General features: G+C 55.2%; 20 protein-coding genes and 2 pseudogenes. 12 read left to right on the top strand and 10 right to left on the bottom strand.

Features of this window, described 5'->3' with window-relative positions; genetic code table 11:
* The first annotated feature begins 71 nt into the window (after positions 1-71).
* The 7 genes from IP581_RS12735 to IP581_RS12765 all read left to right on the top strand — a co-directional run bounded on the left by IP581_RS12735 (position 72) and on the right by IP581_RS12765 (position 8,740).
* On the top strand, positions 72-860 hold the full coding sequence (locus IP581_RS12735) for a phosphotransferase family protein (RefSeq protein WP_193820543.1): 789 nt from the start codon (positions 72-74) through the stop codon (positions 858-860).
* A gap of 92 nt (positions 861-952) precedes the next feature.
* Complete coding sequence (gene gcvA, locus IP581_RS12740; protein ID WP_193822696.1) at positions 953-1,858, top strand: transcriptional regulator GcvA; 906 nt, start codon at positions 953-955, stop codon at positions 1,856-1,858.
* Positions 1,859-1,932: 74 nt separating this feature from the next.
* The gene (locus IP581_RS12745) at positions 1,933-2,760 is read left to right on the top strand and encodes a DMT family transporter (protein ID WP_193820544.1); all 828 of its coding nucleotides are present in this window, start codon (positions 1,933-1,935) and stop codon (positions 2,758-2,760) included.
* 20 nt (positions 2,761-2,780) lie between these two features.
* The gene (locus IP581_RS12750) at positions 2,781-3,671 is read left to right on the top strand and encodes an oxidoreductase (RefSeq protein WP_193820545.1); all 891 of its coding nucleotides are present in this window, start codon (positions 2,781-2,783) and stop codon (positions 3,669-3,671) included.
* A gap of 150 nt (positions 3,672-3,821) precedes the next feature.
* Complete coding sequence (locus IP581_RS12755; protein WP_193820546.1) at positions 3,822-6,215, top strand: phosphoketolase family protein; 2,394 nt, start codon at positions 3,822-3,824, stop codon at positions 6,213-6,215.
* Positions 6,216-6,368: 153 nt separating this feature from the next.
* Positions 6,369-7,682, top strand: a complete 1,314-nt coding sequence (locus IP581_RS12760) for a cation:proton antiporter (RefSeq protein ID WP_193820547.1) — start codon at positions 6,369-6,371, stop codon at positions 7,680-7,682.
* Positions 7,683-7,783: 101 nt separating this feature from the next.
* Positions 7,784-8,740, top strand: coding sequence for a quinone oxidoreductase family protein (locus IP581_RS12765; RefSeq protein ID WP_193820548.1), 957 nt, complete (start codon positions 7,784-7,786; stop codon positions 8,738-8,740).
* A 1-nt stretch (position 8,741) separates the two neighbouring features.
* Here the strand turns inward: IP581_RS12765 and IP581_RS23910 are convergent.
* The 4 genes and pseudogenes from IP581_RS23910 to ycgZ all read right to left on the bottom strand — a co-directional run.
* Positions 8,742-8,977: pseudogene (locus tag IP581_RS23910) on the bottom strand (alpha/beta hydrolase); the annotation flags it as partial.
* 314 nt (positions 8,978-9,291) lie between these two features.
* A complete protein-coding gene (locus tag IP581_RS12770; protein ID WP_170829933.1) occupies positions 9,292-9,570 on the bottom strand; it encodes a biofilm development regulator YmgB/AriR family protein in 279 nt (92 codons plus the stop codon).
* 41 nt (positions 9,571-9,611) lie between these two features.
* Positions 9,612-9,920: a hypothetical protein gene (locus IP581_RS12775; protein WP_162842167.1), complete on the bottom strand. Its 309-nt coding sequence runs from the start codon at positions 9,918-9,920 to the stop codon at positions 9,612-9,614.
* A 147-nt stretch (positions 9,921-10,067) separates the two neighbouring features.
* The gene (gene ycgZ / locus IP581_RS12780) at positions 10,068-10,307 is read right to left on the bottom strand and encodes a regulatory protein YcgZ (RefSeq protein ID WP_086874203.1); all 240 of its coding nucleotides are present in this window, start codon (positions 10,305-10,307) and stop codon (positions 10,068-10,070) included.
* A gap of 333 nt (positions 10,308-10,640) precedes the next feature.
* Between ycgZ and IP581_RS12785 the strand changes: the two genes are divergently transcribed.
* From IP581_RS12785 to IP581_RS12795, 3 genes are all read left to right on the top strand, one after another.
* The gene (locus IP581_RS12785; protein ID WP_193820549.1) at positions 10,641-11,864 is read left to right on the top strand and encodes a diguanylate phosphodiesterase; all 1,224 of its coding nucleotides are present in this window, start codon (positions 10,641-10,643) and stop codon (positions 11,862-11,864) included.
* Between the two features lie 100 nt (positions 11,865-11,964).
* A complete protein-coding gene (locus IP581_RS12790; RefSeq protein ID WP_086874201.1) occupies positions 11,965-12,711 on the top strand; it encodes a MerR family transcriptional regulator in 747 nt (248 codons plus the stop codon).
* A 156-nt stretch (positions 12,712-12,867) separates the two neighbouring features.
* On the top strand, positions 12,868-13,677 hold the full coding sequence (locus tag IP581_RS12795; protein ID WP_193820550.1) for a hypothetical protein: 810 nt from the start codon (positions 12,868-12,870) through the stop codon (positions 13,675-13,677).
* A gap of 64 nt (positions 13,678-13,741) precedes the next feature.
* Here the strand turns inward: IP581_RS12795 and IP581_RS12800 are convergent, their stop codons facing one another.
* The 6 genes and pseudogenes from IP581_RS12800 to IP581_RS12825 form a co-directional block, all read right to left on the bottom strand.
* A complete protein-coding gene (locus IP581_RS12800; RefSeq protein ID WP_086874199.1) occupies positions 13,742-14,977 on the bottom strand; it encodes an MFS transporter in 1,236 nt (411 codons plus the stop codon).
* A gap of 20 nt (positions 14,978-14,997) precedes the next feature.
* On the bottom strand, positions 14,998-16,533 hold the full coding sequence (locus tag IP581_RS12805; protein WP_086874198.1) for a DHA2 family efflux MFS transporter permease subunit: 1,536 nt from the start codon (positions 16,531-16,533) through the stop codon (positions 14,998-15,000).
* Positions 16,534-16,543: 10 nt separating this feature from the next.
* The gene (locus IP581_RS12810) at positions 16,544-17,722 is read right to left on the bottom strand and encodes an efflux RND transporter periplasmic adaptor subunit (RefSeq protein ID WP_193820551.1); all 1,179 of its coding nucleotides are present in this window, start codon (positions 17,720-17,722) and stop codon (positions 16,544-16,546) included.
* Between the two features lie 22 nt (positions 17,723-17,744).
* Positions 17,745-18,200, bottom strand: coding sequence for a MarR family transcriptional regulator (locus IP581_RS12815; protein WP_193820552.1), 456 nt, complete (start codon positions 18,198-18,200; stop codon positions 17,745-17,747).
* A gap of 159 nt (positions 18,201-18,359) precedes the next feature.
* A pseudogene (locus IP581_RS23995) lies at positions 18,360-18,482 on the bottom strand (HAD family hydrolase); the annotation flags it as partial.
* Positions 18,483-18,601: 119 nt separating this feature from the next.
* Positions 18,602-19,216 (bottom strand): hypothetical protein, encoded by a 615-nt coding sequence (locus IP581_RS12825; RefSeq protein ID WP_193820553.1) that lies wholly within the window; start codon positions 19,214-19,216, stop codon positions 18,602-18,604.
* 694 nt (positions 19,217-19,910) lie between these two features.
* On the opposite strand from IP581_RS12825, the gene IP581_RS12830 reads away from it, so the two are divergent.
* Positions 19,911-20,417 (top strand): ferritin-like domain-containing protein, encoded by a 507-nt coding sequence (locus IP581_RS12830; RefSeq protein WP_017457080.1) that lies wholly within the window; start codon positions 19,911-19,913, stop codon positions 20,415-20,417.
* Between the two features lie 27 nt (positions 20,418-20,444).
* Positions 20,445-21,320, top strand: a complete 876-nt coding sequence (locus IP581_RS12835; protein WP_086874193.1) for a manganese catalase family protein — start codon at positions 20,445-20,447, stop codon at positions 21,318-21,320.
* The last annotated feature ends 5 nt before the right edge of the window (positions 21,321-21,325 follow it).

Raw genomic sequence — 21,325 nt, forward strand, 5'->3', positions numbered from 1 at the left:
GCCCTTTCAGCCAGTGTCGCCGCCAATCCAGGCTACACTGAAACGCTCGACCAGCGCGGAAGGAATAAGGGATGTCAGCTCAGAATTTATCAAAAATGGGCACCGCTAACGTGGCGCTTTTTGTTGATGAGCAAGGCCAGCGCGTCATTGAAAAATATCCGGTCAGTGACGTCGAGTATGCTTTCTATCAACATGCGGCGCATCGGCTCAACGCGGCAAAGATTGCCTCGCCAAAGCTGCTATTCGCCGATCCTGCGCGGCGTCTACTCAGGCTTGAGTATATTCCCCACCCGGTTTCGCAGGATGCCGTGGCAGGTGATGAGACGTTAGCCATGCTGGCTCGCTTGCATCGCTTTCCGCCCGATGCGTCATGGCGCTATCACACGCATACATGGTCAGTTTCCGCACTGGAAAAATCGCTGTCGCTGCTGGCATTGCCGGAACAGGCTTCGCAACAACTGCGCCGTTTCCAGCAATCCAGCGAGGTGCTCTTTCGCCATGCGGGTTTACTTTCCGGCGACAGCAATGCGGGTAACTGGGGACGACGGGATAACGGCGAGCGGGTGCTTTTCGACTGGGAACGCTTTTCCACGGGAAGCCCGGCGATTGACCTCGCGCCGCTGATAAAAGGGATGGGCACAACCGACGCCTTTCAGGCGCTTGCCGAACGCTACTGCCCTCTTTCGGCGCATGCAACAGCGCGTGAACTCGGTCGGGAGATTGCCATCGCCAAAGCGTGGATTGTCACCGAAGTGGTCACGTTACTTGCTGCACGGCAGAAAGCCGATCTTCCGCGCTATCTTAGCTGGTATCGGGAACATCTTCCCGACTGGTTAGACAACACCGTTACCCTGCTCTGAATCGCGGCAGTTTATTGTTCCCTTCACGTAGCTTTCACCACGGTTTCGGCATAGGGTGTTATGAGCATTAGCTCATTAACAGGAACCGTATGATGCGTGATCTTCCCCCCACTGCGACGCTGCGCGCATTTGAAGTGGCAACCCGCCACACCACCTTTACTGCGGCGGCGGCCGAGCTGTGTATAACGCAAAGTGCCGTCAGCCACCAGTTGAAAAACCTGGAGGAAATCTGGGGATTGCCGCTGTTTCAACGCGGAAAGACCCTCAGCCTGACGCCAGCCGGTGCCGCGCTCGCGCCGCTGGTGCGTGAATTTTTTAGCAAACTGGAAACCACGCTGGCGGATTTGCGTGAGCAAAAAGGCCGGGTGCGGCTGCGCGTCAACACCACTTACTCTTTTGCGCTGAAATGGTTGCTCCCGCGCTTGCCGGGTCTGGCGCGCTTACACCCGGAAATTCTGGTGACGCTGGAGAGCACCGATCAGGCGATTAATTTCGCCAGCACCGATGCCGATGTGGCGATCCGCTTTGGTCACGGGAATTATCCGGCGCTGCACACGGAATTTATGTTCCGCGAGCAGCTTTTTCCGGTTGCCAGCCCGGCGCTTTTGCAGCGTTTTGGCACACCGGATGAACCGGCCGAACTGCTGCGCTACCCGCTACTGACGCGCGATGGCGCCGATCTGGTTCCCAAATGGGACGCCTGGTTTAAGCAGGTTGGCGTCAACACCGACGTGCTGCACGAAAACGTGCGTTTCGCCGATACCAATATGACCATTGAAGCCGCGTTACTGGGCCAGGGCATTGCGCTGGCGCGCAGTGGGCACGTTGAAAAAGAGATTGCCGATGGCTCACTGGTGCGGCTTTTTGACCTGCCTTTTCCGTCGCCCGCCGCCTACTATTTTGTCTGCCCGCAGGGGATCGAAACACAACCGCACATTGTGACATTCCGCAGCTGGCTGTTAGCAGAGTCACAACAGGCACAGCTTAACTATCGCTAAGCATGAGTATTTACTCATGCCGGTGTGATGACACTTCACTTTTCATCCAGGCGTGGGCTGATTAGCATCGATACATGCCCACTTACCTTGTTTTGCTGACATTATTCGCCGCGCTGCTCCATGCCAGCTGGAATACGCTCTTACGCGGCGGCACGGATCGGTTATGGTCGATGACCATCATGTGCGCGACGATAGCCCTCACCTGCATTGTCGTGGCGCCGTTTTTACCACTGCCGGCGTATGCCAGCTGGAAATACGCGCTGCTGTCAGCGGTGCTGCATGTCGGCTATAACCTGTGTCTGGTGCGCAGTTATCAGAGCGGCGATCTCGGCCAAACCTACCCGATTGCGCGCGGTTCTTCACCGCTGATGGTGACCTCGGCGGCGGCACTGTTTGCCGGCGAAAAAATGGCCCTGAACGCGCTGGCTGGCATTGCGCTGATTTCCGGCGGTATTCTGCTGCTTGCCCTGCAACGCCGCCGACTGGCGCTACCGGGTCTGAAATATTCGCTGGCCACTGGCGCGTTTATCGCCGCCTATAGCGTGGTGGATGGTATTGGCGTGCGCATTGCGGGTAATGCGATCGCCTATACCGTATGGATGAGTGCGTTATGGGGCGCGCTGATGCCCGCGCTCTATATCGGGCTTCGCGACGCCAAAAGTTTACTGCGCTGGCGGCCAGGTGTAGTGCGTGCGGCCACCGGCGGGCTGATTTCGCTGCTGGCTTACGGCATCATTATTTTTGCGATGGCGACCGCGCCAATGGGGGCTGTCTCCGCGCTGCGTGAAACCAGCGTCCTGTTTGCCGCGCTACTGGGTTATCTGTTCCTCGGCGAAACCTTAACGCTAAGAAAAGTGCTGGCGTGCACGGTAATTGCGACCGGCACGGTAATGATTGGTTAACCACATCAGGAGAACTCACCATGTCTGATTTTCCGACAATTGCGCTGCTTGGCCCGGGGGCTATCGGCACCACTATCGCGGCGGCACTGCATGAAGTGGGCCGCGCGCCCGTTTTGTGCGGGCGTACCGCGCACCAACAGTTAATTCTGCGCCACGATGAGGGGGAAATTGTGGTACCCGGCCCGGTATTGAACGATCCAGCAGCGCTGCACAAGCCGTTCGATCTGCTGTTTGTAGCGGTAAAAACCACCCAGGTCGCAGACAGTGCTGGTTGGCTGGCCAGCTTATGCGATGAGAACACCGTTGTGTGCGCGCTGCAAAATGGCGTCGAGCAGAAAAGTCAGCTGGCGCCGCTGGTTAACGGCGCAACCGTGCTGCCGTCCGTCGTCTGGTTCCCGGCGCAGCGAGAGCCGGATGCCTCCGTCTGGTTGCGCGCCAAACCGCGCCTGACGCTGCCGGATGTGCCGCAGGCAGCACGGGTGGTGAAAGCGCTTCGCGACACACGCTGCGCGGTAGAATTGTCAGCGGATTTTACCTCGATCGCCTGGCGCAAGCTGTTGCAAAATGCGGTCGCCGGTCTGATGGTGCTCGCCAATCGCCGCGCCGGCATGTTCTCGCGCGAGGATATCACCGCGCTGGCGCTGACGTACCTGCGCGAATGTCTGACCGTGGCGCGGGCGGAAGGCGCCGTGCTCGACGATAACGTTGCCCGGGAGATTGTTGACGGTTTTCACCGTGCGCCGGCTGATTTGGGCACATCCATTCTCGCCGACCGCCAGGCGAACCGCCCGCTGGAGTGGGATATCCGTAACGGCGTGGTGCAGCGCTATGGCCGCAAACATGGCATTCCCACCCCCATCAGCGATGTGGTGGTTCCGCTGCTGGCCGCGGGCAGTGAAGGACCGGGTTGATCGTTCTGCTTTGCGTCCTCGCGCCCATGGCAAAGGGAGCCTGAAGCTGTTCATTTCGTCGCCAGATAACACCGTGTGCCAGGCTTAAAGGGAAATTTGTTCGCCTGCAAAGGCAACGCCTGGTTTACCTTCTGACGACGCGAGGAAAGCATGACACCGATATCGTCTCTCTCTGACCACGAAATTCAGCTGCTTGATCGCTACTGGCGCGCGGCCAATTATCTCTCTGTCGGGCAAATCTACCTGATGGATAACCCGCTGCTGCGCGAGCCGCTCAGGCCGGAGCATATCAAACCGCGCCTGCTCGGCCACTGGGGAACCACGCCGGGGCTGAATTTTATCTATGTGCATCTCAACCGCGCCATTCGCCAGCGCGATCTCGATATGCTCTATATTTGCGGCCCGGGCCATGGCGGGCCCGGCATGGTGGCTAATACCTGGCTTGAGGGGAGCTACAGCGAAATCTACCCGCAGATAAGCCAGAACGCCGACGGCATGAAAAAGCTGTTCCGGCAATTCTCTTTCCCCGGCGGTATCCCCAGCCACGCTGCACCCGAAACGCCCGGTTCGATTAACGAAGGCGGCGAGCTGGGTTACTCACTCTCTCATGCGTTTGGCGCGGTGTTCGATAATCCATCACTGATTGCCGCCTGCGTGATTGGCGATGGCGAAGCGGAAACCGGCCCGCTGGCCTCCAGCTGGCACGGTATTAAATTTCTCAATGCCGCCCGCGACGGCGCGGTGCTGCCGATCCTGCACCTGAACGGGTACAAAATTGCTAATCCCACGCTTCTCGGACGCACCAGCGATGATGATTTACAGCAGCTCTTTCGCGGCTACGGCTACGAACCGCTGTTTGTCAGCGGCCATGAACCTACGAGGATGCACCGCCTGATGGCACAAACGCTGGAGCAGGCGCTGAACAGCATCCGTGACTATCAGCAACAAGCGCGCAGTGGCGAGGCGCAGACCACCGTGCCGCGCTGGCCCATGATCATTTTGCGCAGCCCCAAAGGCTGGACAGGCCCGCAGACTGTCGATGGCAAAAAAGTGGAGGATTTCTGGCGCGCGCACCAGGTGCCGGTCTCGTCATGCCGTGAAAACGATGAGCACCGGCAACTGCTGGAACAGTGGATGCGCAGCTATCAGCCAGACGATCTTTTCGATGCGTCGGGACAACTCAAAACAGAACTACAGGTACTGGCTCCGGTCGGCGACAAGCGCATGGGCGCGTCGCCGTGGGCCAACGGTGGCCGCTTACGCCGGGAACTGGTAACGCCGGACCTGCACCACTACGCCGTCGACGTGACCTCACCGGGCGAAACGCAGGCGGAATCCACCGCCGCGCTGGGCGCGTATCTGGCCGGGATTTTCGAGCACAACCGCGATAATTTCCGGCTGTTTGGTCCCGACGAAACGGCCTCAAACCGGTTGAGCAAAGTGTTCGACGTAACGAATCGCACCTGGCTGGAGCCGCTGAAACCCTATGATGAGCAACTGGCGCGCGATGGCCGGGTGATGGAGATCCTGAGCGAACATCAGTGCCAGGGCTGGCTGGAGGGCTATCTGCTGACCGGGCGTCACGGGCTGTTTAACTGCTATGAGGCGTTTATTCATATTGTCGACTCGATGTTTAACCAGCATGCGAAGTGGCTAAAAGTGACGCGCAACCTGCCCTGGCGCGCGCCGATCTCGTCACTCAATTACCTGCTCTCGTCGCATGTCTGGCGCCAGGACCACAATGGTTACAGCCATCAGGATCCCGGTTTTATCGATCATGTCGCCAATAAAAAAGCGGATATTGTGCGCATTTACCTGCCGCCGGATGCCAACACCCTGCTGTGTGTCGCTGACCACTGCCTGAAAACCTGGGATCGCATTAACGTCATCGTGGCGGGAAAACAGCCTGCGCCTCAGTGGCTCAATCCCGACGAGGCGGCAAAACACTGCGCCGCAGGAATGGGGATCTGGTCCTGGGCCGGCAACGTGCCGCCTGATGAAACCCCGGATGTGGTGATGGCATGCGCCGGCGATGTGCCGACCATGGAAACCCTCGCCGCGGTCGATCTGCTACGGAATTACCTGCCGGAACTGCGTGTTCAGGTGGTAAACGTCGTGGATTTAATGGCGCTGCAAACCCAGGATCAGCATCCGCATGGCCTGAGCGAAGAGGCCTTCGAGGCGATTTTTACTGCCGATAAACCGGTGATCTTTGCCTTTCACGGCTATCCGAGCCTGATTCACCGCCTCACGTATCAGCGCAACAACCACCGTCATTTTCACGTGCACGGCTTTATGGAAGAAGGCACCACCACCACGCCGTTTGATATGACCGTGCTCAATGAACTGGATCGTTTTCACCTGGCGCAGGAGGCGATTGTGCGCGTGCCGTCATTACAGGGCAAAGCGGATGACATTCTGGAGGAGCTGGCGCAAAAAATTGCCGCGCACCATCGGTATGTACGCGAATATGGCGAAGATCTGCCTGAAGTGCAGAACTGGAAATGGCCATCACAGCAAGGCGAAAGCAACGCACCGGAGTAAACGGGCACCCAGCCCGCACGCGTCATGTCCCCTGCATTACGCAGCAAACACGCCGTTCACGACACGCGGCGTGTTTGCGTTGGGAGCTCATTGCTGGCGCATCTTCTGGTAGCGGCTATACCTGTTAAGACGATGATTTTGCTCGGGAGCTGTATGGAATATCTGGCCTGGACCGCTGCGGCGGGTTGTTTACTGTTGTTTATGTCTCTCTCTTACGGCTGGATTAGCCGTGTCCCGGTGCCCATTTTTGGCCTCTATCTGCTGGTGGGCATCGCCTGCGGGCCGTGGATGTTGGGGCTGATTGGCATCGATATTGTTCGTCACGCCCCGCTCACCAGCCGGATAACCGAAATGGCGATGGCAGCATCACTGTTTATCACCGGGCTCAAAATCCGCCTGCCGCTGACCTCGCATTACTGGCGCATGGGCATCGTACTGGCGCTGCCCGCCATGCTGCTGACCATCGCCGGGATTATGCTCGCCGCCCATTTTATGGCCAATCTGTCGTGGCCATTATCGCTGGCGCTGGCGGCCATTCTCGCGCCTACCGATCCGGTGCTGGCAAGCCTGGTCGCCATCAACGACGCGCAGGATGATGACCGTCTTAGGATCGCGCTCTCCAGTGAAGCGGGTCTCAATGATGGCACCGCGCTGCCTTTTTTGATGCTGGCGCTGGTCTGGCAAAAAGCCGGCGGCGCAATTAGCGCCGATGAGTGGCTTCACTGGTTAAGTGTCGATCTGCTCTGGGCGCTGATTGGCGGGCTGGGTATCGGTTTTGTTCTCGGACGGTTAATTGGTCTGGTTGCCACGCGCTCACGCCACGCGCAGGGGGAAGTGGCACCCAGCGATTTTATTGCGTTAGCGCTGATTTGCCTGAGCTTTTCGCTGGCAATGATGCTCAGCGCGTCCGGTTTTCTCGCGGCGTTCGCCGCCGGTATTGGCCTGCGCAGCGCGGAGATGAGCGTCCAAAAACGCCACACCAGCGAGGAGGATCATGACCTGCCAGCCGAGATGCAGGTCAATCCGCATACCCGGCATGGGCTCGAAGAGCATAACCCGATCAAATCGGTGGGCCTGGTGGTGGGCGATGCGCTCTCCTTTGGCGATACCGTTGAGCGGTTGCTCGCCGCCGGGCTGGTGATCGTGCTTGGTGTGACACTGTCACGCCACTGGGATGTCCACGCACTGCTGCTGGCATTCACCGTGTTTATCATCATTCGCCCTCTCGCCGTTTGGTTGCTGACATGGCGTTCGGGTGAATCCGTGCTGCATCGGTTAAGTCTTGGCTGGTTAGGTATCCGCGGGATCGGCAGTCTTAACTATATTGCCTATGCCTGGACGCATGGCCTGCAGAACGCAGTGGCGATTACCGATATCGCCATCACCATTGTGACGCTGAGCGTGCTGGTGCACGGTATTTCGGTCACGCCGTTACTCACTCTGCGGCGAAAACAGGAACAGCGCTGAATGTCGCTGCGAACACGCGAACGACTATACCTAAGCAGACGTAGCGTTGCTGCGCGCGTCGGTGCAGGAATGATCACCCTGACGTAAAAAAGGAGGCAACGATGAAAGCCGCACGCTATTTTCAGCCGGGAAAACCCGAGGTTTTACGTTATACCGATGTCCCCGAACCGGTCTGTGGTCCTGATGATGTGCTGATCCGTGTAGAAGCCATCGCGCTTGAGGGCGGCGACGTGATTAATCGCGCCACAGCCTTCCCCGGCGCGCAAGGTGGCATTCCCGGTTATTCTGCTGCAGGCACAATTATTGAAGTCGGTAGGCAGGTGAAAGATCGCCACGCCGGACAACGTGTGGCCACGCTCGCGCTGTCGGGATCGCATGCCGAATACCGCGTTACGCCAGCGCAATGGTCATGGGTCATTCCCGACGGGCTGGATGTTGTTGCGGCATCTGCTATTCCGGTGAGTTTTGGTACAGCCGCCTGGGCGCTCTCTTCGCGTTTAAAGATCAAAGCGGGCGATAGCGTGCTTATTCAGGGCGGTGCGGGCGGCGTTGGGGTTGCCGCCATTCAGCTTGCGAAGGCGCAGGGCGCGCGCGTGTTCGCCACGCTTTCCGGTGATGCCCGCGTGAGCCACCTGACAAAACTCGGTCTTGATGTCGCGCTGGATTATCGCCAGCAGGATATTGTCGCTGAGGTTAAACGGCTAACAAACGCAGCCGGCGTAGACGGTGTCCTCGATCTGGTCGGTTCGACACTGGAACAATCGATCGCCTGCCTGCGTGAATGGGGAACTGTGGTACTGGCTGGTAACGCGGGAGGAAATGCCCACGCCGATCTGGCGGCATTACAGCAAGCCAATCAGACGATTAGCGGGCTATTCTGGGGACGCGAACTTGCCCATCAGCAGGCAAGGAATTCCGTCGACGCGCTGCTGATGGATGCCAGGGATAAAAAATTCAGCGTGATCATCGACAGACAATTTTCCCTGCAGGATGTTGTGCAAGCCCACCGCTACGCAGAAGAAAACCGCGTGTTGGGGCGTATTATTCTGCGCCCCTGACGCGATTCACGTTCGCCAGCGCCCCCGGTGCCGTGCCATGACCCGGGACACCACCACAAACCCCTGTTGCTGCCAGGCCTGTGCCAGGTAGCGCATGCTATAGGGCGAATCCGTCAGCCCGTGCAGCAACACCGCCGCGCCGAGAATGTCGCCTTGCGGCAGCAATACTTGCGAGCGGTTCCAGTTGGGGTGAAAACCGGCAGGGTAAACGCGGCCAATGAAAAAACGATGCCGGGCACAAGCAGCCCAATGGCAAGCTTTCTGGCAAGTGGGATGAGTTTACAAGCTGACATTATTGCTCTTCGTCACCAGACGCGGCGATACCGTTACGAAAACGTGCTCAGAGGATAGTGGCATGTCTCAGATTGCGGCAAATCCCGTCGTCGGCAGGCAAACGTAAAAAAACCCTGGTGTGGCAGGTGTTGGCAAAAGGTGTTTTCAACAAGTGGAGCCAGTAGAAGCCAATAAAGGGAAGGCAAAAAACCGCTATTGGCCGATTATTGCCACCGTCTGGTTTCGCGGACGGTGGCAATAACCCCTCGTTCCTGAGGTCAGATATCATCCGTCGTATGGTGTACAACAATTTCCAGCGTATTGCGGATAATGTCGCTTCGTACCACATCATCCGTGCTTTCGATCATGCGGATCAGCTCAAGAATCAACGCCTTATGGGTTATACGTTCATCGGCTGCGACTATGCGTCTGATGGCGACACCAAGAATGGCTGATTCCTCTGCAAGTTTTTCACCACCGCTGCGAAAATATTCCATGAGCGAAAGATCAGGAAGATTTTCGTACCCATCAGAACTTTCAAGCATAGCCTGGCTCATTTCATTACCCCATGTTGAGTTCATTCTTATCAGCACTTAAGTCAGTGTTTTTTACTACTGCCAGGCTGCTTGTTGCCAAACAGTGGATAAATGTTATCCCTGCGATCCTCATTCCATTCCATGCCTACCGCGTCTTCGCCACGCCGCATTTCGCCGAAGGTGTTATTGCTGATTTCGGCAATAATACGCCCCAGCACCTTGCGCCGCTGGCTGTCTGGTTCACTGCTCTCCATCGAACGCAACCGGGCTATCAGAGCCTGAGTGCTGATAGGAGAGTTATCTTTAAGGAGGGACAACACGGCCACTCCAATAAGTTCATCTGTCAGTTGCTCTATTTCACTACTGTTCATAACTGCATCTCGGGTTGCCGCCGGTTGCCGAAGTGCAATTGCGGCATGAAGCCAATTCTCACGTGGTAGCGTTCTGCCACAGCTGATGGCACCCCGTGAGAATTGACTCAAATAACCAGGTGATTTATTGCGATTAGCCTTTTCATATCAACGATCAAACAGCAAGCCAATCAGCGTGTGATAGTGGCTCTCCTCTTCCGGGCCGGATGCTTTTTCAAGCCGCGACAATAATTTGGTACAAATAGCCTTACGGTTCAGATTGCGGCCTTCGGTAAGGATCTCGACAGCAATGCGTCCTAATGTTTCTTGCTGTGTCGGCAGCGTCGCTTTATCAAAATAGCGGGTAACGGCATTCGCTGTGTTCGGAAGAAAACTATTCTGTTGCATCTGTTACTCCTCTAAAGTCCATGAGTCAGGAAAGTACAATTAAAGTTATACAAAGTTTGCTAATATGTACATAGAAATTGTACAAAATAATTAGCCACCTATAGAAACACTTAATAAATACATATTTATCATTGTGTTATATGAAAAACAAAACCCTCCAGACGCCTGAGGCTTGTACAAATTGTCTGTATCGGTGCCTGCCTGGTTGTTAACATTTCTGCATTATCACCTGCGGACATAAGCGAACTAATTGAAAACAAATGGAATAACGGCAAGACGACTCGGCTATCCTCTGCTAAGGTAAATATTCCTAAATCTCCTGCCGGAACGCGTATGCTCACCACCATCATTTACCGCAGCCACCTGCATGACCATGTCTCATTTAAGATGCTTGAAGAGATGGTCGCAGCCGCCAATATCAAAAATGGTCGGGCCAGCGTGACGGGGATCCTGCTATTCAATGGCACCCATTTTTTTCAACTGCTTGAAGGGCCAGAAGAAAATGTGGCGGCCATTTATCAGGACATCTGTATAGATGACCGGCACTACAATCTGGTCGAATTACTCAGGGACTACGCCCCGTCAAGGCGCTTCGGTAAGACGGGTATGGAGCTGTTCGACTTACGCGATCACGACCGTGAAGCGGTATTGCAGACCGTGTTCGATAAAGGCACAACGCGATACCAACTGACGTATGGCGATCGCGCCTTGCAGTTCTTTCAGACCTTCGTTGAAGACAGCGAGAAAGAGTTCTACTACGAAATTCCGCCGGGCGATGCCTGGGAATTTATGGCCGATGACAACGCGATAACCCTGCCGCCAGGCGTCCCGGATAGCGGTGCCGACTGCCATTTTGCTTTCCAGCCTATTGTCGACCCCTTTGCCCGCCAGATTGTCGCTGTCGAAGCCCTGCTGCGCACCCGCGTAGGTGGCTCGCCGCAAGAGTGGTTCGACGATATGGCCGGGGATGATATTTACACCGCCGATTTACAAAGCAAGCGCGTCGCTTTTGCAATGGCTGCCGCGTTAAAGCTGGGCGCGCAGTCGCTTTCGGTAAATTTGCTGCCCATGACGCTGGTAAAGGTGCCTGGTGCCGCTGAATTTATTGTGCAGGCGATTAAAGAAAACGGGCTGGTTCCTGAACAGGTCATCGTTGAATTTAACGAAAGCGCCGTGTTTTCATGCCTTGATGCGTTTACGCAGGCGGTGAAAATGCTAAAAGGTGCCGGTATTCGCGTGGCTATCGATCACTTCGGGGCCGGGTTTGGCGGGCTGGTATTGCTGACGCAATTCCAGCCGGATCGCATCAAAATCAACCGCGCCCTGATTGCGGATGTGCACAAAAGTGGCTCCCGCCAGGCGATTGTTCAGGCGATCATCAAATGCTGTACCTCGCTGGAAATTGCCATTTCCGCCGTCGGCGTCGAGAAAGCGGAAGAGTGGATGTGGCTTGAATCGGCGGGCATTTCTCAGTTCCAGGGACACCTTTTCGCGCACCCGGATTTAAACGGCATTCCGGCCGTGGCCTGGCCAGAAAAAAGAGATGAGATGGTATAAGCTGTGCAAGGATGTTGTACAAAAAAGGATTTGTACAACTTTGCGAAGTTAACTTAGTCTGTGAAATGGGCACACTGGCGGTAAAGAGTACGAGGGAGTCATGGCTTTTTATAGTATCGGCGAGGTTGCCGAACGCTGCGGGATAAACCCGGTCACACTACGCGCATGGCAGCGTCGCTATGGGCTGTTAAAACCGCAGCGCAGTGAAGGCGGTCATCGTCAATTCGATGAGTCTGACATTCAGCGCATTGTGGAAATCAAGCGCTGGATCGACAACGGCATTTCCGTAAGCAAAGTTAAGGCCTTGCTCGACGACAACAAATTCGCCGGGCAAACAAGCTGGGCGTCACTCCAGGAAGAGTTGATGTCCATACTGCGCCAAGTGAATCCCTCCCGGCTACGCGCAACCCTTCACGCGTTAAGCCAGACACACGCAGCCGATGTGCTTATCGACGACATTCTGGTGCCGGTACGCCAGCGGCTCAATCGTGATAAAAATACCGCGCGCGTGGCGCTAAGCCTGCTGGATGGCGTGTTAGTGGAGTTCGCCGCGTCAGGCATCGCCACCGCGCGTGAACAGGCCGCAAAAATGGCGCTGCTGATCGCCTGGGGAAATGACGATCGTACCCATCTATGGCTCGAAGCATGGCGCCTTTCACAGCAGGGCTGGCGCATCGATGTTCTCGCCGAGCCGCTCGACTCCCCTCACCCGGAATTTTTTCCCGGCCAGCATCTGTTTGTCTGGACCGGCAAACCGCTCACGCGCAGCCAGTCGCAGCAGCTTGCCCACTGGCGGGAGCAGGGTTTTGCTATTGCTCACCACAGCGGTAAAGCAGAAAGCCTTTGAGTCTGGCGTTCAATTCAGCCTTGTTTCTCTGCCGCTGTCGGTTTGCTGAAAAACGTTCGTCCCCCACTACTCCTGATGATCGCGCGGATCATCAGCTCTGGTTATAATCGCTTCGCCAGTTGGCTCAGGAAAATAAGGTTAATCAGGGGGAGCGTTGTGACAGATAAAGCATCAGATTCAGGATTGAAGGAACAAATAGCCGATTTTGCCAGTAACGTTATTTCCAGCCGATTAAAAGGGCCTCTGTATATCTATTTATTGTGCTCACTGGTCGCGTTTAACTGGAAGCACATATTACTCATCGCCATGTCGGATGAGAAAATAGAAATCCTCCTTAAAAATATCACCGACACTTACCATTTCTCGCACAACTATTTTTACTGGCCGCTGGTGGTGGGTTTTGGCATGTCGATAGCCATGCCGGTACTGGATTTTATTGTTAATTTACTCTCCTCATTTGTACGTATTGGCGTTCACTGGTCAGATCGCGTTGCAAATACCGCATGGCAATGGATTGTGCAACGTCTCAACGCAGGCAGATCAAAGACATTAAGAAAAACGCAGGCACTCGAAGTCGATCTTGCAAAAGCCCAATTTCAACTTGATAACGCCCAAAAATCACTCAGCAATACCCGACAACTCTCCTCATCAGTTCGCCAGGAAATTATTTCGCTTGCCGCGCGGCTGGCCGTTATTTCCGGGAATATAAGCACTAACCTGGAAGATTTAAACGATCCGGAGAAAGTTCAGAGCACCCTTCACAAACTGTTTGATTTTGATGAACGTAATCCGGGACGCGCGCTGGCGGAGAAAATCTATATTTCAAATGGTTCAGCAGAATTTATAGCGGCATTGTCACGCGAAACCCGCATGCTGACTGAAAACGAAATCGCAAAGATCATGGCGTTTCTGAACCTTCCGTCCACCACTGCCGAAGAGAGCGAACCCGCTACTGCGCAGGGTTAACCATCCTGCCAGGCAATTATCCCTTCCCTGAACAGAGCCCGGTATAAACCGGGCTCGCAGTAACCTACCCCATCTCACTTTCCAGCCGCTGGCGGTGGCGCAAACCAGGGAACCACTTCATCCACAGGGCTACCACAATCAACGTGCCGACACCGCCAATCGCCGCCGCAGGCACCGCGCCGAGCCACGCCGCCAGCATGCCGGATTCAAACTCGCCGAGCTGGTTAGAGGTGTTGATAAAAATGGAGTTAACCGCGTTGACCCGCCCGCGCATCTCGTCTGGCGTATCGAGTTGCACCAGCGAACCGCGGATCACCATGCTCACCATGTCGAAACCTCCAAGCGCGAACAGCGCCAGCAGCGACAACCACATCCAGCTTGAAAAGGCGAACACCAGCGTCGCCACGCCAAACCCCGCCACGCACATAAACATGATCATGCCGACATTGCGCGTCAGCGCGCGGTGGCTTAACCAGAAACCCACCAGCAGCGCGCCAACGGCTGGCGCACTGCGCAGCAAGCCCAGACCGAGCGGCCCGGTATGCAGTACATCATGGGCGAAAATAGGCAGCAGCGCGGTCGCGCCACCGAGCAATACGGCAAACAGATCGAGCGAAATTACCCCCAGCACATCCGGGCGATTGCGGATAAACCCAACGCCGGCAAACAGCGATGATAGGGTTGCCGGCGTGCGCGGCGGTTGCGCCTGTTCATAACGCAGCGTCATCACCAGCAGCAGCGACACCAGATAAAGCCCGGCGGTAACGCTGTACACCACATCGGCTCCCGCCGCGTAGAGAAAACCGCCCAGCGCCGGGCCGACAATCTGCGCCGCCTGGCCGGAAACCGCATTCGCGGCCGTTGCGCGCGGTAAAATGGAGAGCGGCACCAGCGCAGGCAACATCGAAATCATCGACGGCGACTCAATGGTTTTGGCGCAAGAGATAACAAAGATAAGCGACAAAATCACCCACACGCTGGCATCGCCCTGCCACGTTAGCCATGCCAGCGCGGCAATAGCCAGCCACTCGAAAATCTGCGCCAGCAGCACCACGCGACGGCGGTCAAACTGGTCGGCGATATGCCCGGCAGGCAACGCCAGCGTCACCGAGGGAATAAACTGCACCAGACCAATCATCCCCAGCCAGAAGGCGCTCTGGGTCTGGGAGTAAATTTGCCAGCCGACGATGATAGATAACATCTGGAAACCGAAGCTGGAACTGGTTCGCGCCAGCCAGAAGGCGACAAACGAACGATGCTGCAATAAACGACCATCACTGCCAGGTAACACCGGAGCCATACATTATTCCATCTCTGTTATTAGTGTCCTGCCGACGGCGCGCCCGGCGCACCGGAACGCACAAATGGCGGGCGGGCAAACCAAATCACCACCACCAGCGCCATAAATCCCCAGCCCAACAGCCAGAAATAGTCGATGGTCGACAGCATATAGGCTTGTTGCTCAATGGTTTTATCCACCGCCGCCAGGTGTTGCTGCGTCGCGCCGCCCATTTTATGCAGATAATCGGTAGCCGCCGGGTTATAAACCGAGACGCTTTCCGTCAGGTTAGCGTGGTGGTAAACCTCGCGATGCGACCAGATCCAGGTGGTGAGCGACGAGGCAAACGAGCCGCCCAGCACGCGGAAAAAGGTCGCCAGCCCGGAGCCTTCCGCCACTTCGGCACCGTGCAGATTCGACAGCACAATGGTGGTGATCGGCATAAAGAAAAACGCCACGCCGATACCCATAAACATCTGCACTTCCGCCACGGTGCGAAAATCAACACTGGTATTAAACTGCGCGCGGATAAGGCAGGATGCGCCCATCGTCAGAAACGACACCGACGCCAGCAGGCGCAGATCCACTTTATGGGCATAACGGCCGATAAACGGCGTTAACAGCAGCGGTAAAAAGCCCATCGGCGCGGCGGCAAGCCCGGCCCAGATAGCGGTATACCCCATCTGGGTTTGCAGCCACTGCGGCAGGATAATGTTAATGGCAAAAAAGGCCGCATAACCGAGCGTCAGTGTTGCGGTGCCGATGGCGAAGTTACGATCTTTAAACAGCCGCAGGTTCACAATCGGGTGCTGCTCCCCCAGTTCCCAGATGACAAACGACACCAGCGCAATGGCGGAAAGTACCGACATGACGATGATTTCCGTGGCGTTAAACCAGTCCATGTCGTTGCCTTTATCCAGCACCACCTGCAACAAGCCCACGCCGAGCACCAGCAGCGCAATGCCGATGTAATCAATCGGCGAGTGCGAGGTGGTTTCTTCGCGCTCGCGCAGCTGTGTCCAGACCACGATGGCGGCGAAAATCCCAATCGGTACGTTGATATAGAAGATCCACGGCCACGAGTAATTGTCGGTGATCCAGCCGCCGGTAATCGGCCCGACAATCGGCGCAACCACGGTCACCATCGAGAGCAACGCCAGCGCCATACTGCGTTTACTGGTCGGGAAAATGACCAATAACAGCGTCTGGCACATCGGGAACATCGGCCCGGCGAAAAAGCCCTGCAAGGCGCGGAAGATAATCAGCTCGGTCATGCTGTGGGCAAACCCGCACAGGAACGAGGTCAGGGTAAACAGCGCCACCGAACCGACAAACAGCCTGAGCTGACCAAACCGGCGGGTAAACCAGCCGGTCAGCGGCAGCGCAATGGCGTTGCACACCGCGAACGAGGTAATAACCCAGGTGCCCTGATCCGAACTGACGCCAAGGTTACCGGCGATGGTCGGCAGCGCCACGTTGGCGATGGTGGTATCCAGCACCTGCATAAAGGTCGCCAGCGACAGCGCAATTGTCGCCAGCAACAGGCTGGGTGGCGTAAACGCCGACTTATCTTGCATAACGTCTCTCTTAGCGGGCGCTGGTTGCTAGCGCCTGACTGTTGTCATGAAGAATTTTCGCCACCAGTTGATCGGCGTTTTCCAGCGCGTTCTGGTAAACGTCAGTGGTGAAGCGCGGCGCGACAACCGTTTTGGGCGGCAGCAGATCGCCATCGGCGTTACGAATATCCACGCGGGCAAACATCGACAGTCCGACACGCAGCGGGTGCTTCTGCATATCATGCGGGTCAAGGGTGATGCGCACCGGCAAACGCTGGATGATTTTGATCCAGTTCCCGCTGGCGTTTTGCGCCGGCAGCAGCGAAAACGCACTGCCGGTGCCAATGCCCAGACTCTCAATGGTGCCGTGGTATTCCACATCATCACCATAGAGATCGGCGGTCAGCGTCACTTTCTGCCCCAGGCGCATGGTGTTCATCTGGCTCTCTTTAAAGTTGGCGTCCACCCAAACCTGATCCAGCGGCACAATCGACATCAGCGTGGTGCCGGAATCGACGCGCATCCCCAGTTGCACCGCGCGTTTCGCGACAAACCCGCTTACCGGCGCAACAATGGTGCTACGCGCGTTATCGAGGTAACGCTGGCGCAAGGTGGCAATCGCGCTTTTGATCTCCGGATGGCTGTCGATAACCGTGTCATCGGTCATCGCCAGGTTGGTGCTTAACGCCTGTTGCGCCGCCGCCAGATCGCTTTTCGCCGTCGCAACCGCATCGCGGTAGTGCGCTAAATCCTCAACGGAAATCGCGCCGCTGGTGGCTATTTTTTGCCGACGCGCATAATCGTTCTGCGCGGTTTGCAGCGCAGTTTGTTTCGCCGCGACCTGCGCGCGGTAGTTATCGACCGTGCTGTACAAGCCGCGCACCTGGCGTACGGTGCTGGCCAGGTTGGCTTCTGCCTGCTGCAGGGCAATTTCGGTGTCACTCGGATCCAGCAACACCAGCGGCTGCCCTTTTTCGACGTAATCGCCTTCATCAACGGTAACCTGCGTCACCGTGCCGCCGATTTGCGGCGTTAAGGTCACCAGATTGGCGTTGACATACGCATCATCCGTGCTTTCGTAGTAACGGGCATATAACAGATACCAGGCCAGACAGCCTGCGGCGATAAGCAGCAAAACAACGAACAGGATAGCGAAGTTGCGCTTACGTTTGCTCGGCGCGCGTTCGGGTTGTGCAGATGAAGTTTGCATCTTGATACCTTTTCGGGACAGCTTAGCGATGTGGGCGGGTTGCCTCGTCCGGCAACATTTTTATCAGGAGTTCAACCAGCAGCCGTGACTCGTCAGCGGTCAGGCGGCTGGTCAGCGTAGTGAGAATCGAGGCCAGCGCCTCATTCTGAAAACGGTCACAAATCACTCGCCCTTTGTCGGTCAGGTCGAGAATGACCTGGCGTTTATCTTCCGGGTTGGTGGTGCGCACAATCAGATCGCGCTTGACCATGCGCTCCAGCATACGGCTCATCGCCCCGGCGTCCATCAGCAGATTTTTGCTGACTTCAACCGGGCTATTGAAGCCTTTATAGATACTTATCAATACCTTGAACTGTGCGGCGGTGATATCCGCAGAGGAAAAGTACTGACTTATTAGCTGGTCTTTGAACTGGTTTGCCAGATGAATCAACAAACCGAGGTGCAGTTTAGGGTTGGGAATATCCGTAGCGTTGGTCATGATATTTGCCTGGTCAGTAATTACAAATGAAACTACTGACCAGGCAGTTAACTGTCAATGAATTGTCAAGATAAGCGCACATTTTGTCAGTGCGAGAGGGTGCTCTGGAGGGGGAGAAATCACTTTAAGGCATTGAATTGATACGGCGTGTTGTCACTGTTCCAGCGCCTGGTAGGTAGCCGCAGCCAGTTTTCCCTTGTATGTCAGGGTTTCGTCCATGTCCGTCAGGACAAATTGCACGGCGCGGAAAGTCTCAGGATGGGCATTTCCCAGTGGTTTCATGATGTTCTCCTCGCTGGCTTTAAGGGTAACGAGCCATCAACGCCCTGAACGTCATTCTGGTTAGCAATAATCCTCATATGGAAAAGCAAAAACGGGAAATGTCGTGACAATAGCGCCGTTCATACCCGTTTGCTCCAGCGAACATTTCCCCATTTCGCACGCCCGTTTTCGGTGGTGCGCCCGCCACAAGGCGGGTAACCCGGCGGCTCAATGACGATATTGCGCATTGTTGGGGCAATGTGAAAAGGGGCAAAGATCCGCTGAAGCTGCGAATGATGCCGATTGAGCTCCGGCAGCGCATACCAGATAAGTTCACCAAGCGATTGCTCCAGCCACGTTTCCACCTTCATCCCCTCCGCTAAGGGTGTCATCAATGCCTCGCTTTGCGCCATCTTGTGCAAATTAGCGTAATCCGCAATCTGCCAGCCGCAAAATTCCAGCGTGTCAGAGGTGAAATAGAGATCCTCAACAACGTCTTTATCCTCTGTACTGAGCATCTCCTCCTCGGCATCGCTGAGCTGTGCGTATAAAAAGCGAGTAGCCAGCGCCGGTAAATGATGCACGACGAGCCCCGGATGTTCTCCACTTCCGCCGCCAAGGATCAGATTATCCGGCGTGGCGCTAAAGTCGTAGCCACCCCACCCTTCGCCGGCAATTACTTCTAACGGGCGGTAAAGGGGTAAATAGCCCAGACGACCAATCAGTTCATGATCGTAACTGTCGATATAACTCATCTTATCTGTCACCTGGTTTTTTATGTTACGTGCGCTGAAAGTATTCGGCGGTTTCAACCAATCCGCAGTTAATAAGCGCCAGAGAAAGCAACGGTAATCGACGTTAATACCGTCATCCCTTCTTGCCTTATGACACCAACCTGCCTTTATAACGTCGGGAATGGATCGGCTCAACTGCGCAATCTGGTGGTAATGCCCGTTGGCGGGCGCGTTACGGGTTGAGATAGTTCTTAAACTGGCTGGATATCACGCTATTAGCCGCTGGCTAAAGGTAAAGAAATGTCAAAAAAGGCCACTAAACCATCAGCAATACCTGCCAAAAATGAGTGATAGTGACGGGTGTGATTAATGAAAACGAAAGTGCATTCCGCTAACTTACTAATATTCAGGAAGATTTATTTTTAAAAATATAAAATCAAGCGAAGCGGTGTGCGAAAAATATATTTAAGCAAGGCTATTTACGTCTCGGTTTGACTAAATGAAGTCAACGTCTAAATTTAATAACAAGCGATACACGTTAGCATGCAAATATAAAGCAGTAAGGATATCAGGATTACTATTTATCTATTTTATTTACCTCGCGCCAATATAACAGCGCACTACTCCCCCTGATATTTCTTATTAATTGTATAACTGCTGATTACAGCGGCAGTGTCCCCTTTTTCTTATCCACTCAACCATGAAAGGATTAGATATGACGCCTCAAGAAAATTATCACGACTGGTTACGCGATGCACACGCAATGGAAAAACAGGCTGAATCAATGCTTAATGCCATGAGCAGCCGCATCGATAATTACCCCGATTTACGGGCAAGGATCGAGCAACATTTAACAGAAACACAAGGGCAAATTAAATTACTGGAAACGGTGATGGATCGTAATGATATTAACCGTTCGCTAATGAAAGATGCCACCAGCAAAATGGCGGCGATGGGTCAGTCATTTGGCGGCATGTTTGCACCGGATGAAATCGTTAAAGGCGCAATCAGTAGTTATGTCTTCGAGCAATTTGAAATTGCCTGTTATACCTCGCTTATTGCCGCGGCGGAAAAAGCCGGTGATAGCGCCAGCATCGATATATTCAAACAGATTCTGGCTGAAGAAAAAGCGATGGCCGAATGGGCGATCAATCATATTCCGGATGTGACAGAACAATTTTTGCTGCGCAGCGCAGCGGAAGGCGTGGAAGCTAAAAAATAATAATTTTTCCTTTTCAGGAGGCAAGCAATGTTTCGTCATGTTAAGCAATTGCAATACACCGTGCGCGTCAGTGAACCGAACCCTGGGCTGGCCAACCTGCTGCTCGAACAGTTTGGCGGCCCGCAAGGGGAACTGGCTGCGGCATGCCGCTATTTCACCCAGGGGTTGGGTGATGAAGACGCCGGTCGCAAAGAGATGTTGATGGACATCGCGACAGAAGAACTCAGCCATCTGGAAATTATCGGTTCGCTGGTCGGCATGCTCAATAAAGGCGCAAAAGGCGAGCTGGCCGAAGGTACTGAAAATGAAGCGGAACTGTACCGCTCGTTAACCGAAAACGGTAATGACAGCCATATCACTTCGCTGCTGTACGGCGGCGGCCCGGCGCTGACAAACTCGGCAGGCGTGCCGTGGACAGCGGCTTATGTTGATACGATTGGCGAAGTGACCGCCGATTTACGCTCAAATATCGCCGCCGAAGCGCGCGCGAAGATTATTTATGAGCGTTTAATCAATGTCACCGACGATCCGGGGGTAAAAGACGCGTTAGGTTTCCTGATGACGCGTGAAGCCGCGCATATGCTCTCTTTTGAGAAGGCGCTCTACTCGATTCGCAATAATTTCCCGCCAGGAAAATTACCGCCAATCGAACAGTACACCAACGTCTATTACAACATGTCGGAAGGTGACGATCCGCGTGGTAGCTGGAACAGCGATGAAAACTTTGAGTATGTCGCCGATCCACAACCGGCGGTCGACGGCGGTGATGGTTCCGCCACCACCACGCTCAGCCCGGAACAACTGGCGCTGGTAAAAGCGATGGCAGAACGCACCAAATCCGATCCGGGCGTTGATCCGCTCACCGGTGCCGAACTCGGCCACGGTGAACCGCAACCGAAATAAGCCTC

The organism is Kosakonia pseudosacchari (assembly GCF_015167415.1).
Taxonomy (GTDB): domain Bacteria; phylum Pseudomonadota; class Gammaproteobacteria; order Enterobacterales; family Enterobacteriaceae; genus Kosakonia; species Kosakonia pseudosacchari.